This window comes from Streptomyces gottesmaniae (genome assembly GCF_031845845.1).
Taxonomy (GTDB): domain Bacteria; phylum Actinomycetota; class Actinomycetes; order Streptomycetales; family Streptomycetaceae; genus Streptomyces; species Streptomyces akebiae.
Map to the genome: position 1 here is coordinate 283880 of NZ_JAVRFJ010000004.1, position 16103 is coordinate 299982.

A 16103-nucleotide genomic window follows, 5' to 3' on the forward strand; every position below is an offset into this window, starting at 1 on the left:
GCCAAGGGGTCGTGCGTGTGGTTCAGAGGTTGAGAACGTCGAGTACCTGCTCGGCGACCAGGACGCCGCCCAGGCCGAGGATGGCGAGCACGGTCGTGTAGCTGGTGCGGACCTTGATCGCTTCGATGACGGAGAGGTTGAAGTACTCCTTGAAGAGCCAGAAACCGGGGTCGTTGACGTGGGAGAACGCGATGGAGCCACAGGCGACGGCAAGGACCATCACCTCCGGGTGGACCCCGCTCCCCGCCAGGAGCGGCAGCACCACGCCGGAGGCCGTGACGACGGCCACGGTCGCCGAGCCAAGGGCTATGCGGAGGATGACGGCGACGAGCCAGGCCAGAATGATCGGTGAGATGGACCAGCCGTCGGTGGCGTCCTTGATGTAGTCGGAGATCCCGCCCTCGACGAGGACGTTCTTGAACGCCCCGCCCGCGCCGATCACCAGCAGGATCATCGCCATCGCCTTGGCCGCGGAGGAGCAGGAGGCGCCGACCTCCTCCAGGCTCCGGCCGATCCGCGGCCCGCACGCCCAGATCGCCAGGCACAGCGTCAGCAGCAGCGCGATCGGTGCCGAACCGATGAAGGCGACGAAGTGCAGGAACCCCGTCTCGGCGGAAGTGGCCATGTCCGTCACGGCAGCCGCCACGATCAGCGCCACGGGGAACAGCGCCACGAACAGCGACCAGCCGAGGCCGGGCATCTCCTCGTCGGTGAACTCGCGTTCGCTGACCAGACCCTGGGGAATGGAGGGCGTCATGGCCTTGATGAACGGCAGGCGGGGCCAGACCAGGGCGATGAGCGCGCCGGCGGGGACGGCGATGAACAGGCCGTAGAACAGGGTCAGCCCGACGGAGGCGTCGAAGCTCGCGGCGACGGCGGTGGGACCGGGGTGCGGCGGCAGGAAACTGTGCATCGTCGACAGCGTGATGGACATCGGCAGACCGACCCACAGCAGCGGTGCCCCCGTGACCCTGACCAGTGTGAACGCGATCGGCACGATGATGATGAAGGCGACCTCGTAGAACATGGTCACGCCGATCAGCATCGCGGTCACCACCATCGCCACCTGCACCCAGCGCGGGCCGAAGGCGTCGAGGAGCTTGCCTGCGATGCGCTGGGCGGCGCCGGAGTCACCCATGACCCGGCCGAGCATGGCACCGAGCCCGATGGTGAGCATGGTGTCGCCGATCTGCCCCCCGATGCCCTCGGAGAGGACGTCCGGGATGGTCGCCACCGGAATCCCCTGGACCAGCGCGACGCCGACCGCCACGAGCAGCAGTGCCGCGAAGCCGTTGAGTTTCAGCCTGGTCATGAGGAGCAGCAGGACCAGGACACTGATCCCGACTACGAGAAGAGGCATGGCAGTTCTCCTTTGAACTGTCGAGCGAGAGGAGGCCGCAGGGCGGAGAGGGGCAGTGAGGCGCGGAGGAGCCCGGCAGGCACGGCGAGGTGCCTGCGGCCGCGTCGGACGACTCGCCGTGCGGGATTCGTCAGGCGGGTGAGGCGAGTCAGGCGGGTCAGGCAGGTCGTCGTTCCGCGCCGACCAGGCTCAGCCCGTGGTCCAGCACCTTCTCCAGGTCGGACAGGTCGGCCGGGCCGGGGTCGACGAGCGGGGCACGCACCGGGCCGACCGGGAGGCCGCGCAGCCGGGCGGCGGCCTTCACCAGGGACACGGCGTAGCCCGGCACCCGGTCTCGGAGTTCGACCAGCGGGACGTAGAAATCGCGCAGCAGCTTGCCGACCGTGCCGTGGTCGCCTTGCCCGAGGGCGACGAAGAAGGCGTTCGCGATCTCAGGGGCGAAGGCGTGGACGGCAGAGGAGTAGGCCGGGACGCCGACGGTGGCGTACGCGCGGGCCTGGATCTCCGCGGTGGCGGCCCCGTTGAAGAAGAGGAAGTCCTCGGGCGCGGCGAACGTGAGGCGCTGGAGCCGGTCGAGGTCGCTGTGGCCGTCCTTGAGCCCGATGACGTTCGGAATCTCCGCGACACGCCGCAGAGAGGCTGCCGTGAAGGCGACCTGTCCGCGCTGATAGGCGATGAGCGGCAGCCGGGTGCCCCCGGCGATCCGGCGCAGTTGCTCCACGAGGCCGTCCTGCGGGGCGCTGACCAGGTAGTGGGGCAGTACCAGGGCGGCGTCGGCGCCGGCGTCCTCGGCGATGCGAGCGAACCGGATGGCCTGGGCCCAGCCGTAGCCGATGCCCGCGACCACCGGGAGGCGCCCGTCAGCGACTTCGACCGTTGCCTGCACGACCGCCCGGTATTCGTCCTCGTCCAGCGAGAAGAACTCGCCGGTGCCGCAGGCGGGGAACACCGCGCCGGGGGCGGTGGCCAGCCGGTCGGCCAGGTACACCCGGTATGCGTCCAGGTCGAGGCCTCCGTCGTCCCGAAAGCTGGTGAGGGGGAAGGACAGAACCCCACTCTCCATGCCGCCCCGGAGCCGCTGAGCGACCTGTGCCACCTGTGCCACCTGTGCCACCTGTGCCACCTCGATGCTGATCCCTGCCATGAAAGCCGTCCCTGTATACAGATGCTGTCTGCGTATGCAGATGGAGGCTAGATCTGTGAACGGAGTGGGTCAATGGGTATGCCGACACGAATTCGCGCGCGCCTACGATGAGTTCATGGTCGAGAAGACGGGTGTCCGTGGGGTGAAGTCGGCGGCCCGAACCGTCGCGCTGCTGGAACTCCTGGCCGGGCGGGGCGAGCAGCCCTCACGCCTGGACCAGCTCGCGGAGGAACTGGACGTGCCGCGCAGCAGCATGTACCAACTGCTGCAGACCCTCGTCGACTGCGGCTGGGTCCGCACCGACGTCACCGGCTCGCTCTACGGCATCGGCATCCGCGCACTGCTCACCGGCACCAGCTATCTCGACGGCGACCGGCGCATCAGGGTCGTCCGCCCCTACCTCGATGAGGCGTCGGACGCCCTCGGTGAGACGATCCACATGGCCCGGCTCGACGGCCCGGACGTCGTCTACCTCGCCACTCGCGAGTCCCACGAGTACCTGCGCACCATCAGCCGCGTCGGCCGTCGCGTCCCGGCCCATGCCGGCGGACTCGGCAAAGCCCTCCTCGCCGAGCTCCGCGACGACGACCTCCCTCTTCCGAATGGCCCGTTGACCGCCCTCACGGAGAACACACACACCACCCGCGCTTCCCTCCACGCCGACCTGGCCCGGATCCGCGAACGCGGCTACTCCATAGACCGCGAGGAAACCGTCATCGGCATCGCCGGCTTCGGGTTCGCTCTCCGCTACACGACCCCGGCCACCGACGCCATCAGCTGCTCGGTCCCGGTGGCCCGTCTGACCCCCGAGCACGAGTCCCGCATCGTCTCCGTGATGCGGGAGATGCGAGCGAAGATCGAATCCCAGCTACCGCCGGTCTCGGGCGTGCCTGACTGGCGCTGAGGCTCTGATGAGGGCATTGGTCCAGCACCGGCACCGAGCCCGCCTGGAGCGCCATCTCCGGATGGCTCAGCCGGTCCGCGAGCTGGATCGTCTCGCGGTTGTGGACGAGCTGCGGCGCCAGGAGAGCCGGCGCGGCGACGGTCCGCGCTGACGACAGCGGCTCCCGACGACCGCCCACCCCGACGACATCGGCTCCCAGCGATTGCCCACCCCGACGGGACGACGGCCACGCGCCTCAGCGTCGTAGGTCCCGCAGTACCTCGCGCGCCGCCCGTGCCCCGGAGGCCAGCGCGCCCTGGACGGAGCCGGTGGCGCGGTGGTCGCCGCACACGTAGCGGCCCGGTGCCACGCGTGTGGTGCGGGTCAGCGGCTGCGGCGGCGCCATGGCGGGCAGCGCGTCCCCGATGCGGCGGACGGTCAGCAGGCTCCAGTCGCCCGTCCCGGTGCCGTACGCCTCGCCGAGGGCCTCCCGGATGCGCCGCTCCCCCGCCTCCCGGGGCTCCCCGTCCTCCTCCCCTCGGCCGAGGACCGACGTGGCTACGAGGGCGTGGCCCGGCGGGGCGCAGGAGGGCACGACGTCGCTGAGGACACAGGTGTTCAGGAACCGGCGCCGGGTGTCCACGAGCAGGGTCGGCTCCCCGAGCGGGGAACGCGAAGTGACGTGGTAGTACGTCGTCACGGTCCGGTAGCCGGGAAGGGCGACCTCGGGCAGCAGCACGCCGACGGAGCCGGGGCCCGTGGCGACCACGACCGCGCGTGCGGGGATCTCCCGACCCTCGGCCGTCAGCACCCCGTCGTCCGTGAGCCCCGCCACGGGGCTCTCCAGCCGCACGGCACCCTGGGGCAGGGCGGCCGCGAGGGCCCGGGGAACCGCTCCGACGCCCTCGGCGGGCAGGCACAGGGTGCCGCGCAGCATGCTCCGCCACACCAGGTGGAACATCCGGGCTGAGGTCTCCAGGTCGTCCTCCAGGAAGACTCCCGACAGGAAGGGGCGGAAGAAGCCTTCGACGAAGCTCTCGGAGAACCCGGCGTCCGCGAGCGCGGTGCGGGTGGTGGTGTCCGCGAGCCGTTTCAGCCGACGGGGGGACGAGAGCATGTCGCGGGCGGACAACAGGCCGAGGGCGGCCAGGTCACGAGGCCCGGCGAGACGGCCCGGCAGCAGGTCGGGCAACGTACGGGGCCGGCGGGTGGGGTCGCTGAAGCGGAGCCGGCCCGAGGGGCCCTGGATGAGGACGCCGGGGGTGAAGGGCCGCAGTTTCAGGTCCTTCAGTGTGACGCGGCGCCGGAGCTGTGGGTACGACGTGTTGACCACCTGGAACCCGCGGTCCACCACGAACCCCTCGACCCGGTCCGAACGCATCCGCCCGCCGACCTCGTCACCGGCCTCCAGCACCCGTACCCCGACACCGGCCGCCAGCAGATCCCGCGCGCACGCGAGCCCGGCCACGCCGGCCCCGACCACCAGCACGTCCCTCGTGTCCTCGGTTGCGGACACACGACCACCTCTCCCGCCTGCCGGCGCGGCCCACACCGCCCCTACACCGCAGTGTTCCGCGCGCGACCGGCCCACGGATGCACCACCGGCCCGGTACGGCTGCCGCTCCCCGCAGACCGACGTCGTGGCGAAGTACGACCCAGGACCGCGGGCGAGGGCCCACCGCCCCCTTACTCGCGACTTTGGAGTAGTCCCTCGCCGAATTCCGGCCGTCGCCATCTCAGCCATCGAAGATCTCCAGTTCGGCTTTCCGGCCATCGGCCTGTCTCCGCCGCCGAAATCAGGTCACCGCGGCGGCGCGAGGTCACGGACCGCAGCTGCCGCCGAGAAGTGAACGTTCCGTTGGCCGTTCAGCGGTGGTGCCGCTAAAACCCGACTCCGCCTCGCGTCCCCGCCGATTGGCCGATTGCCGAATTGGTGCACCGGGTGGAGGCCCGGACCGGGGCGGGCGACGGTAGGCGACCGGCGCCGCCCCTGCGACGTTCTCGGCCCCGTCGGATCGTCGCAGCCAAGCCGGCCGGGCGGGCGAATGGGGCGTTAGCGTCACAAAATAAAACACATCAAAACGGTCCTTTGAGTGACCGATCCGGCGACTGGCCCACCTGACTGACATGCAGCCTCGCGCAGCCACAAGGGCGCCTGCATGTGATTGGCCGATTCGAGTTCCTGATCGATGTAGGCTGAAAATAGTTTCCTGAATATCATTGCCCTCTCGGAAGAGCCCCAGATACCGTCAATGCGGTTCCCTTTCGACAAGAAACAAACAGGAAACAACATGCCGCCGGGGTCCACTTCACCGGACCCGCCACTCTCGTATAGCGCAACAAGTGAACGTATCCCGTCGGTTTGGTGCGCCGCCATGGCGTTTCAGAGCCCGGCTGGCCCCACGTGACATCGCCGCGGAGGCCGCCGGGACGGAATGAGGGTGATGTATATGATGGATGCTGTCTTTGTCATGCCCGGAACCGTGGCGGCTCCACGCGGGGGACTCCTTCGCGACCTCCACCGCCGTTACGAGACCGTCCGTGACGCGCTGTCCCGCATCGACAAGGCAGCCGAGGGCCTGGGGCTGCCCGACATCAGCAGTCGGCTGATCGAGGGCAACGGTACGAGTGACCAGCGCGGTCCCGAGGTCCAGTACCTGGAGATCTTCGCCGTCAGCCTCGCGACCCACCAGATGCTGATCGCCGAGGGCGTCGAGCCCATCGCGATCGTCGGGCAGAGCATCGGGGAGCTGTGGGCCCTCGCCGCCGCCGGCCACCTGTCCGTGGAGGACGCCGCGCGCCTGGCCGTCGCACGCTCCCAGGCACTGACCCGGCACAGCTGGAAAGGGAAGATGCTCGCGGTCGGCGTGGACGGCCGTCGGGCGGAGTCTCTCGCCGGGCTGATCGACCATCCCGACCTGGTACTGGCCTGCGAGAACGCCCCTCGACAGAGTGTCATCAGCGGGCCCGAGGAACTGATCCGGCATGTGGAGCGGGTGGCCGACACGCTCGGCTGGCCGAGCCTCCCGCTGGATGTCCCGCATCCGACGCACACTCCCGCGATGGCGGGGGCAGCGCGGGAGCTGCGGGCGACCGCACCGAGGGTCGCGTACGGTTCCGGGCGCTGGCGGGTCCGCTCTCCCTGGCTGGGACGGGACGTCGCCGACGACGACCCGGTCGACCTGGTGGCCGGCGCGCTCACGGCCCGCGTCGCCATGCTGCACACGGTCCGCGAACTGCACGCGGCGGGCGCCGACGCCTTCGTGGAGTGCGGGGAGTGGCCGGTTGTCACCAAGTTCGTCGAGTCGTCGATACCTGGGGTGCGGTGTGTCGTACCGCTCAGCGACAGCGATCCGGTCGGCGCCGTACGGGCGTTGGCGGAGGACTCCACCGCGATCGGCGCGTTCCGCTCCCGTCTGCCGGCGCGGCCGAGCGAGAGGCTCCTGCCCTCCGCGCGGGTGAGCGCGCCCGAGCCGGACGGCCCGGCCTCCCCCCTCACCGTCGCCGTCACCGTCGCCGAGGCACCGACCCCGGCCACCGCCGTAGCCACCCCCGCTCCCCTGGAGTCCTACGCGGAGCCGACCGCTGCGGCCACCGCTGCGACCACGGCTGCGGCCACCGCCGCGGTCGCCTCCATCGCGCCGTCCCCTACGGTCACCTCCGTCGCTCAGGCCGCTACCGCCACGCCGGTCGCTCCGCCGGCCGCGGTCGCCCCACCGTCCGCCGGGCTGGACTACGAAACGGTGCTCACCGAACTGCGCACGCTCTACGGCGACTTCCTGGGATACCCGCCGGACCTGCTCGGCGAGGACGACGGCCTGGAGTCCGAGTTGGGCGTGGAGTCGCTCAAGCAGGTCACCCTGCTCGGCCGGGTCTCCGACCGGTACGACCTGCCCGATCTGAGGTCGAACTCCTCGCTGCTGACCGTCGGCACACTGCGCCGGATCGCGGAGAGCGTCGTCCAGGGCAGGGCGGAGGCTGCCGGGTGACGGACGACAGCCTGAGGGGCAAGGTCGCCCTCGTCACGGGCGCCGCGAAGAGCCTGGGCGCGGACATCGTGCGCCGCCTGGCGCAGGGCGGCGCACATGTGATCGTGAACTACTTCCACTCGGTCGACCAGGCGAAGCTGCTCCAGGAGGAACTGGAGCAGGCCGGCCACAGCTGCGAGTTCATCCGCGCCTCCGTGGCCAAGACCAGCGAGATCGACCGGATGTTCGACCTGGTTCAGGAGCGCCACGGCGGCCTGGACATCCTGATCAACAACGCCGCGGGCGGGGCGTTCCTGCCCCTGTTCGACGTCGACGACACCTACTGGCAACGGGCGTGGTCCACCAATGTGATGGCGGCCTACCACTGTTCTCGCCGCGCGGCCGAGCTGATGGCGGGACGGGAGGGCGCGAGCATCCTCTGCCTGTCGAGCGTCGGGGCACATCAGCCGGTCCCGGGCTACGGCCCCGGTGGTGTCACCAAGGCCGCCCTGGAGTCACTGGTCCGCTATCTGGCCCTGGAACTGGTCGGCCGGGGCATCCGGGTCAACACCGTGCTGTTGGGCTCCGTCGCCAGCGAGATCGTCGTGAACCTCGACGGACCGGCGGCGCGCGGCGGCCCGGCCGCGGCCGACGAGTTATTGAACCGCACCCTCTCGACGCCGGAGGCGGCCAGGTTGATCGTGCACTTCCTCCACGAGGACGCCGGTTTCATCACCGGGCAGACCCTCGTCGCCGACGGCGGCATCAGCATCGGTGGGATGCGAGGTCTGCGACTGCACAGCAGGCTGGCCGACCAGGTGAGCAAGCCCGCCCGCCGCCCGGTCGCGTCGCCGCCGGCCCCGTCGCCGCCGGTGCCGACAGCGCCGGTGCCGACAGCTCCCGTCGCGGGTCTGCCCGCACCCGGGCGGCCGCAGCCCGCCCGCCCCGCGCCGCCCTCCACGTCATCCGCACCATCCGCGTCCGCATCATCCGCGTCCGCACCATCCGGGTCCGCACACGTATCTCCCCCGGCACCCCCGACAGTGGCGGCCCCGGCGGTGGCTCAGGCACCCGACCGGTCGGCCGCGGCGGAGGCGGACCCCGGCGCCGTCGCGGTTGTCGGGCTGGGCCTGGCACTGCCCGGGGCGAACAACGCGGCGGAGTTCTGGGACCGGCTGCGCGAGGGCGTCCTGCTCTCCAGCGAACCGTCCGCCTTCGACCTGAAGCACTTCTGGGCTCCGACCCGCGAGGAGACCGACGCCTTCTACGTCCGCGAGGCCGGATATCTCCACGACTTCGTCCCCGACCCCGCCTCGGTCGCCGAACCGGACGGGAACGTCGGACACCCCGGCTGGCCGCGGACCACTCGCTGGCTGCGGCACTGTGCCGTCCAAGCCCTGGCGGGAGTGCGCCGACGTCCGACGGACCGCTGGCTCACCGCGACCACGGGCATCCACGACCAGACGGGGCTCGGCCCCCAGGGCGTCGTGCTCGGCGATGAGTACCGGCGCATGGTGCGCGAGGCGCTCCCCGACGACCCGGACGGCGACTGGCTGGCGGAGCTGGCCGACCACGCGATCAGCGCGCACTACGGCGGTGACGGCGGCGACCCGCAGGCATACCTGCCCGCGTCCGTCGTCCGCAACGCGTTGCGCGGGCTGATCCCCGGCGACACACAGCACCTGACTCTCGACGCGGCCTGTGCCAGTGGGCTGTTCGCCCTGGACGCGGCGGTCAAGGCGCTCCGTGAGGGTTCTTGCGACATCGCGCTGGCCGGTGGCACCTCGGTGATCGAGCCGATCGGGTTCACGCTGTTCTGCCGGGCCCAGGGCATCTCGATGAGCGGAAAGGTGCGGCCCTTCGACCGGGCGGCCGACGGCACCCTGATCGGTGAGGGCGCCGTCGCGCTCGTCCTCAAGCCGTACGCGCGGGCCGTGGCGGACGGCGACCGGGTGCTCGGTGTCATCCGGGGCACCGGTCTCGCCGCCGACGGCCGGGGCAAGGGCATCCACGCCCCGGCCACGCGCGGGCAGGAACTGGCGATCGACCGGGCCTGGGCCGACGCGGGTGTGGAAGCCGGCGACGTGGACTGGATCGTGGCGCACGGCACCGGCACGCCGGTGGGCGACGAGATCGAACTCCGCTCGCTGCTGTCCCGGCTCGGGCCGCGCGAGCGGGCCTGTCTGCTGACGTCGAACAAGCAGGTCTTCGGGCACACCGGGGTGCTGGCGGGCCTGGTCTCGGTCGCACACGCCCTGGTCGCCCTCGAACGCGGAGCGGTGCCCGGCCAGCCCGTGGTCACCGATCCGCATCCGCTGCTGGGCGACGGCGCGCGGCTGACCGTGCCGGTCGGGGACGCCCCCTGGCCGGCCGACGGGGCGCGACCGCGCGTCGTCGGGGTGTCGTCGTTCGGCCTCGGTGGGGCGGACGCGCACGTGGTCCTGTCCGACCACGCGCCACGGTCCGTCCCCGTGCGCAGGCGGGGCATCGACGTGCGCGACGACAGGGAGGACCTGGTCGTCGTGGGCTGGAACACCCACCTGCCCGGCATGGAGCCCGACCAGGTGCCCGCCTGGTTACGTGGCGACGGGCCGCTCCCCGAGCCCGGTTTCGGCCTGCCGTACCCCCTGCCCTCCCCGCGTGACGTACGGATCCCGCCGCTGACGATGCGGCACATGGACGCCGCCCACCTGATGGTGCTCCAGGCGCTCGGCCCGCTGCTGGAACAGCTCGGCGAGCCGGGCACGAGCCTGCGGCCGGACACGGCGATCGTGGTGGGCTCGACCCTGCCGACCACGCACAACACCCAGGCGGCGCTGCGGGTGCACGCCGCCGAGTGCGCCACCGCGTTCGATCTGCTGCCCGACCCGGCGCAGGCCAGGCTGCTCAAGGAGTACCTCGCGAAGGGCATGGCGGAGGCCGAGGGAGTGATCCCGGGCGACCTGAACGAGGACGACTTCACCGGGGCCGTCTCCTGCATCCTGTCGGGCCGGGCCGCCAACTACTACGACTTCCGGGGCCTGGGGTCCAGCGTCTACTCCCAGCGGGACTCCGCGCACACAGCCGTCGATCTGGCACTGCGCCAACTCCGGCACCGGGCCTGCGACCTCGCCCTGATCGGCGCCGTGTGTCTGCGGCCGATCAGCGGCTGGGACCGACACCTCGACCAGTTGGTGCCGGAGGGCCGGTCCATCGCGGAAGGTGCCGCGTTCCTGGCGGTCACCCGGCGCTCGACCGCGCTCGAGCATGGATTCCCGGTCCTGGGCACGCTCTCCACCGAGGTCGCCGTCGCCGACTCCCGCCATCCGGCCGTGCCCTCGCACGCCCTTCCCGTGCTGGCCCGCACCGGACACACCTATCTGTCCCTGGACGCCCTGCTGACGGTTCTCGAAGCCGTCGTGACCAGGACGGACACCGCGGTCCGGCCGGCCGCCGCCGGCTCCCCGCTGATCCGGTTCACCCCGCCCGCCGACCCGTGGGACGCTCCCGGAGCGGACCGGGGGGAGACGGGGAACCAGGCCGAGCTCACCGGCCCGCAGTGGGCCGACGCGGTACGCGACCACCCAGAACGCGCGGGCACAGTAGCCGACGGCTCCGGGCACACCGACTCGGCGCACACCAACCCCGAACCTGCCGGGTCGGACCGTCCCGGGCCGGACCGCACCGAGTCCGAGCAGGCCGGGTCGGGACCGGCCGGCACGGAACGGACCGAGGACTTCACCGGCCGCCGTCAGACCTTCCGGCTCGTGCCGACCGACCGGCCGCCCACGGAGTCGGCCGTGCCGTCGATCCCGCCGGGCACCGTCGTCATCACCGACGCGCCGGAACTCGCCGAGGCGGTCACCGGCCCGGACACCGCCGTCTGGTCACCGCGACCCGGAGTCGCGGGGACCGCCCATGTCCCGCCCGAGGAAGCGCCCGGCGCGCTGAGCGGCCTGCCGTTCGTCCCGCGGCACATCCGGGTCCTGTGCCGGCTGCCCGTCGACGACGACGCGTACGGGGAGGCCGAGGCCGCCCGGGCGGAGGACCTCCAGGACCTCGCGTTCACCACGCTGCAGGCGGCGCTGCCCGCGCTGCGTTCCGGCGGCTCGCTCGGCGTACTGCTGCTCGGAGAGCTGCCGGACGATCTGCCACCCCCGCTGAGTGGGCTGTTCACCGGACTCGTCCGCTCCGTACGCGCCGAGGTGCCGCAGTGCGGCGGGGTGACCCTGATCAGCGACGCGGCGGATGTGGCGACCGCCCTGGACCAGTTCGCACGGGCGGGCGCCGTCCGGGTGCCGACGCACACGCTGGCCTGCCGCGGGGACGACTGGTTCGCCCTGGCCGTGGCCGACGACCCCGTGTCCCCGGCCGACGGCGTCCCGCTGCCCTCCGGCGCGGTCGTGGTCGCCTTCGGCGGTGCCCGGGGGATCACTCCCGAACTCCTGCACGAGGTGGCCCTCGGCACCGACCGGCCCCATGTCTACGTCATCGGCCGCACCCCGCTGCCGGAGAGCGACGCCCCGCTGCCACCGCAGACCGAGTTCATCGCCGCCGAACGCCGACGGCGTCCCGACGCCTCCCTGCGCGAGTTACGCGTCGCCTACGAGAAGGCCCAGGCACGCCTGGAGGTGCGCCGTACGGTGCGACGGCTGACGGAGCTGTGCGGCCCGGACCGGGTCCACCACCGCGTCTGCGACGTCCTCGACGCCGAAGGCACCACCGCCGTCCTCGGCGAGATCCTCGACCGGCACGGACGGATCGACCTGCTCATCAACACCGTCCTCGACCTGCGCTCACGTGCGCTGCACGCCAAGACCCTCCCGGACTTCCGGGCCGTGCGGGCCACCAAGGCGACCGGCTACCGCAACCTGAAGCGGGCCCTGGCCGGACGCATGCCCCGGATCTGGTGCAACTTCAGCACCCTGGCGACGCTCGCCCCCGCACCCGGCGACATCGACTACTGCGCCGTCAACGAGTACCTCGCGTACGCGAGCGCCCGGGCGCAGCGGCGCGCGCCGGCGGGCCGTCACGAGGTCGCCGTCCTGTGGAGCGGCTGGCGCGAGGTCGGTGTCGCCAGCAGCGTCACCATGCGGGAGACCCTCAAACGCAACAAGATGGACGCCTACATCAGCACGGCGCAGGGCCGCGCGCAGTTCCTGTCCGCGGTGACCGTGCCGCCGGCCAACGGAGTGGCGTTCTTCATCCGGGAGGAGGAACGTGTCCTGCTGGCCCGGCGCGGTATCAGCACCCACGGCTCGCGAGCGGAGCCTGCGGTCCCGGCCCCGGACGCGCCACCTCCGGCGCCGCCGGACCCGGAGCTGACCACACCGCTGCTCGACGGAGTGCTGTACCGCGGCGACGACTGGGCCGTGTTCACCAAGACCTGGGATCCGCGCACCCTCGCCGAGCGGGACGGGCGGTGGATGCGTCATCACCAGGTCAACGGTGAGTACACGCTGGCGGGGACGTTCACCCTGGAGGCGGCGGCCGGCGCGGCGGCGGCCCTCTGTCCCGGGCTGCGGGTCACCGGGTTCCGCGGTCTCGTCTGCCGGTCGTCGATCACGGTGAGGCTCGCCGGCCCGCCGCGCACCGTCGCGGTGGAGGCCCGGGTCGTGCGCCGGGAAGGTGCCCGCGCCGAGGTGGCCGTCAGGATCACGGCACACCGGATCGGCAAGAACGGCAAGGTGCTCCGCTTCAACGACCTGCTGTGCGAGACGCGGGTGCTGCTGGCGGACCGTTTTCCGGCGCTCACGGGGCCACCTGACTTCTCGGCACACGAACCCGAACCCGACTTCGCGATGCCTGTGTACTCCCCGGACCCGCCGATCTCCCTCACCGGACCGTTCGCCGGCACCGGTGACTACGCCCGCGGACCGGACGGCAACAGCGCCAGGTTCCGCCTGGACCACGACACCTGGGGTCCGGCCCTGGCCGGGATGACCGTACCGGCGATCCTGCTGGACGCGATGGTGCACCTGTTGCTGCTGCCGCCGCGCGGTGACGTTCCGCCGCGGGTCGGGCCGATGGCCGGCCTCGACGAGGTCGATCTCGGCGGGCCGGGCGACGACTGCCGGCTCAGCGCGCTGCATCCGACGATCCGGTTGCACTGCGACTTCGCCACCGGGGAGCTGACCGCGGTCGCCGGTGACGGGCAGGTGCTGGCCCGGGTGTCCGGGGTCAGCGCGTATGCCCTGGACCACAGCGGAGAACTCGTCCGGCCCCGCGGCGACGCGCCACGACCGGTCCGTTCGTGACAGCCGAGGAGGCAGCACAGTGTTGTGGCAGGACATCACGATCGCCGGTACCGGTGCGTGGATACCGCCGATCAGGCAGAAACACGAGCCGTGGGACAAGCCCGTGGACAACGGGCCGCCGTCCTTGACCGCGCTCAACGGATTCACCTCGGCCGCCGTCTCCACGGACAGCTCGCCGTCCCAGATGGCCGCACGCGCCGGCCTCAAGGCACTGCGCCACGCGGACGTCACGGGCGCCGACCTGAGCCTGCTCGTGCACGCCAACTTCCAGGACGAGGACCACTACGCGCCCTCGGCCTATCTGCTGCGGGTGCTCGGAGGCCCGGACACCAACGCGATCGAGCTGGGCGCCGCCAGCGACGGCGGCGGCGCCGCGCTGGTCACCGCGGCCGAACACCTCACCGCCAGACCGGCCTCGAAGGCCGCGCTGGTGACGGCCGGTGTCCGGTTCCGGCCCGAACGGTGGGGCCATGTCGCGGAGATGGGACACCTGGCCGGTGACGCCGGTGCCGCCGCTGTCCTCACCCGGGGCACGGGCTTCGCGCGGCTGATGGCGACCGCGCAGGCCGCTCAGCCACAGCTGGAGGTGCTGACCCGGGCCCGGACGGCGGCCGACGGCAGCGGCCGGCCGCTGCTCGTCCAGGAGACCGGACTGATGCCGCACGTCGACGCGCTGCGGCAGTCCACGCGCCGCTGTGTGGAGACCGTCCTCGACGAGACCGGCGTACGGCCGGAGGGCATCGCGCGCGTGGTGCCCATCGCCATCGGGGCGGAGGTGCTGGACCTGCTGCTCGGCGGTGCGCCCCTGGGCCTGCGCGCCGCCGACACCAGCTGGACCTTCGGCCGGCACCTCGGTCACGTCGGACCGTGCGACGTGCTGCTGGCCCTCGACCGGGAGTTCCGCTCCGGCACGCTGCGGGCCGGGGAACGGGTCCTGGTCGTGAGTTTCGGGCTCGGTTTCCGCTGGACCACCGCGCTGCTGGAGATCACCCGCGATCCCGCCACCGGGGGGCCGGCCGGCCGCTCGACGAAGAAGTGAGGTTTTCCATGACAGACACGAGTGCGGTCTCCGCCGAGTCGGTTCCGCTCGCTCCGCGGGCGTGGCCGCTGCTGGGTCACGCGTTGCCTCTGCTGCGTGATCCGCTGGCGTTCATCACGTCGCTGTCCGGGTACCGCGAGATGGTTCGCGTCCGGCTCGGTCCGAGTTCCGCCGTGATGATCTGCGATCCCGACCTGACCCGGCAGGTGTTCCTCAACGACCGGACCTTCGACAAGGGCGGCCCGATCTACGACCGGATCCGCGAGGTGATCGGCGACGGCCTGTCCACCTGCGCCTATCCGCTGCACCGGCGGCAGCGCCGGCTGTGCCAGCCGTCGTTCCACCCGGCCCGGCTCGCCGGGTACGGCGCGGTGTTCGCGCGGGCGGCCGAGGCCAAAGCGGGCTCCTGGCGTGACGGCGACGTCATCGACGTCACCCAGGAGATGATGACGCTCACCACGCGGGCCACCATGGAGACGATGTTCAGCGGCGCGCTGCCGGAGGAGACCATGCGGCGGTCCCTGGCGGACACCGCGGTCGTCGTCAGCGCGTTCTTCCGCCGGATGATGACGCCGGCCCTGCTGCGGCGGCTGCCGACCCGGCGGAAGCGGCGTTACGACGACGCCCGCACCCGGCTGTCCGCCACCATCGCGGAGATCATCGCCGAGCGGCGGGCCGACCCGGCCGACCACGCCGACCTGCTCTCCACACTGATCGCGGCGGTCGACGAGGAGAGCGAGGACGGCCGACGGCAGCTGAACGACGCCGAACTCGCCGACGAGGCCCTCACGTTCTTCCTCGGTGGCATGGAGACCACGGCCATCACCCTGGCCTGGGCGCTCCACCTGCTCTCCACGCATCCGGACGTCCAGCGGCGGCTGAAGGCCGAGACCGACCGGGTTCTGGAGGGCGGGAAGCTCGACCCCGCGCGTCTTCCCTCGCTCGGCCTGGCCTCCCGGGTCGTGACCGAGACGCTGCGGTTGTACCCGCCGGCCTGGATGATGACCCGCGTCGTGCGGGAGGACGCCGAACTGGGGGGTGTGCGGTTCAAGGGCGGCAGCACCATCGTGCTCAGCCCCTACCTGCTGCACCGCAGGCCCGACCTCTACGAGGAGCCCGACCGGTTCGACCCGGACCGCTGGCTCCACGCCCAGCCCGACCGGGCCACCTACATCCCGTTCGGCGCCGGTGCCCGCAAGTGCATCGGGGACCAGTTCGCCCTCAACGAGGCCATCTTGGCGCTGACCGCCATCGTCGCCCGCTGGGAGCTGCATCCGGTGGGTGACCGGCCGTTCCTGCCGAAGGTGGAGACCAGCCTGAGTTCACGGGGGCTGCGCCTGCGGCTCACCGAGCGGAGGTCCGCCGACGCCGACGGCGCGGAGCACGGCGCCGCCGCACCGCTGTCCGCCTCCGGCCGGCCGTCCACACAGCCGGGCGTCGCCGCCTGCCCGGTGAAGCACGGGGAGTGAGCCC

8 protein-coding genes are annotated in these 16103 nt (G+C 72.0%); 5 read left to right on the forward strand and 3 right to left on the reverse strand.

The annotated features are described in order from the left end of the window. Positions 1 to 22: 22 nt before the first annotated feature. Both RM704_RS07185 and RM704_RS07190 read right to left on the reverse strand, forming a co-directional pair. Complete coding sequence (locus tag RM704_RS07185; protein ID WP_033532064.1) at positions 23 to 1360, reverse strand: gluconate:H+ symporter; 1338 nt, start codon at positions 1358 to 1360, stop codon at positions 23 to 25. Between the two features lie 157 nt (positions 1361 to 1517). Beyond that, a complete protein-coding gene (locus tag RM704_RS07190; protein ID WP_052146527.1) occupies positions 1518 to 2504 on the reverse strand; it encodes a 5-dehydro-4-deoxyglucarate dehydratase in 987 nt (328 codons plus the stop codon). Between the two features lie 115 nt (positions 2505 to 2619). On the opposite strand from RM704_RS07190, the gene RM704_RS07195 reads away from it, so the two are divergent. Next, positions 2620 to 3408: an IclR family transcriptional regulator gene (locus tag RM704_RS07195; protein WP_033532063.1), complete on the forward strand. Its 789-nt coding sequence runs from the start codon at positions 2620 to 2622 to the stop codon at positions 3406 to 3408. 235 nt (positions 3409 to 3643) lie between these two features. On the opposite strand, the gene RM704_RS07200 is transcribed toward RM704_RS07195, so the two are convergent. Beyond that, on the reverse strand, positions 3644 to 4903 hold the full coding sequence (locus RM704_RS07200; protein WP_033532062.1) for an NAD(P)/FAD-dependent oxidoreductase: 1260 nt from the start codon (positions 4901 to 4903) through the stop codon (positions 3644 to 3646). 955 nt (positions 4904 to 5858) lie between these two features. Between RM704_RS07200 and RM704_RS07205 the strand changes: the two genes are divergently transcribed. The 4 genes from RM704_RS07205 to RM704_RS07220 are packed head-to-tail and all read left to right on the forward strand — an operon-like array spanning position 5859 to position 16099. Beyond that, positions 5859 to 7376, forward strand: coding sequence for an acyltransferase domain-containing protein (locus tag RM704_RS07205; RefSeq protein WP_033532061.1), 1518 nt, complete (start codon positions 5859 to 5861; stop codon positions 7374 to 7376). Next, positions 7373 to 13591, forward strand: a complete 6219-nt coding sequence (locus RM704_RS07210; protein ID WP_033532060.1) for an SDR family oxidoreductase — start codon at positions 7373 to 7375, stop codon at positions 13589 to 13591. The genes RM704_RS07205 and RM704_RS07210 overlap by 4 nt, the downstream gene beginning before the upstream one ends. A gap of 19 nt (positions 13592 to 13610) precedes the next feature. Continuing rightward, complete coding sequence (locus RM704_RS07215; protein ID WP_033532059.1) at positions 13611 to 14630, forward strand: 3-oxoacyl-[acyl-carrier-protein] synthase III C-terminal domain-containing protein; 1020 nt, start codon at positions 13611 to 13613, stop codon at positions 14628 to 14630. Positions 14631 to 14638: 8 nt separating this feature from the next. Continuing rightward, positions 14639 to 16099: a cytochrome P450 gene (locus tag RM704_RS07220; protein ID WP_033532058.1), complete on the forward strand. Its 1461-nt coding sequence runs from the start codon at positions 14639 to 14641 to the stop codon at positions 16097 to 16099. Positions 16100 to 16103 lie beyond the last annotated feature (4 nt).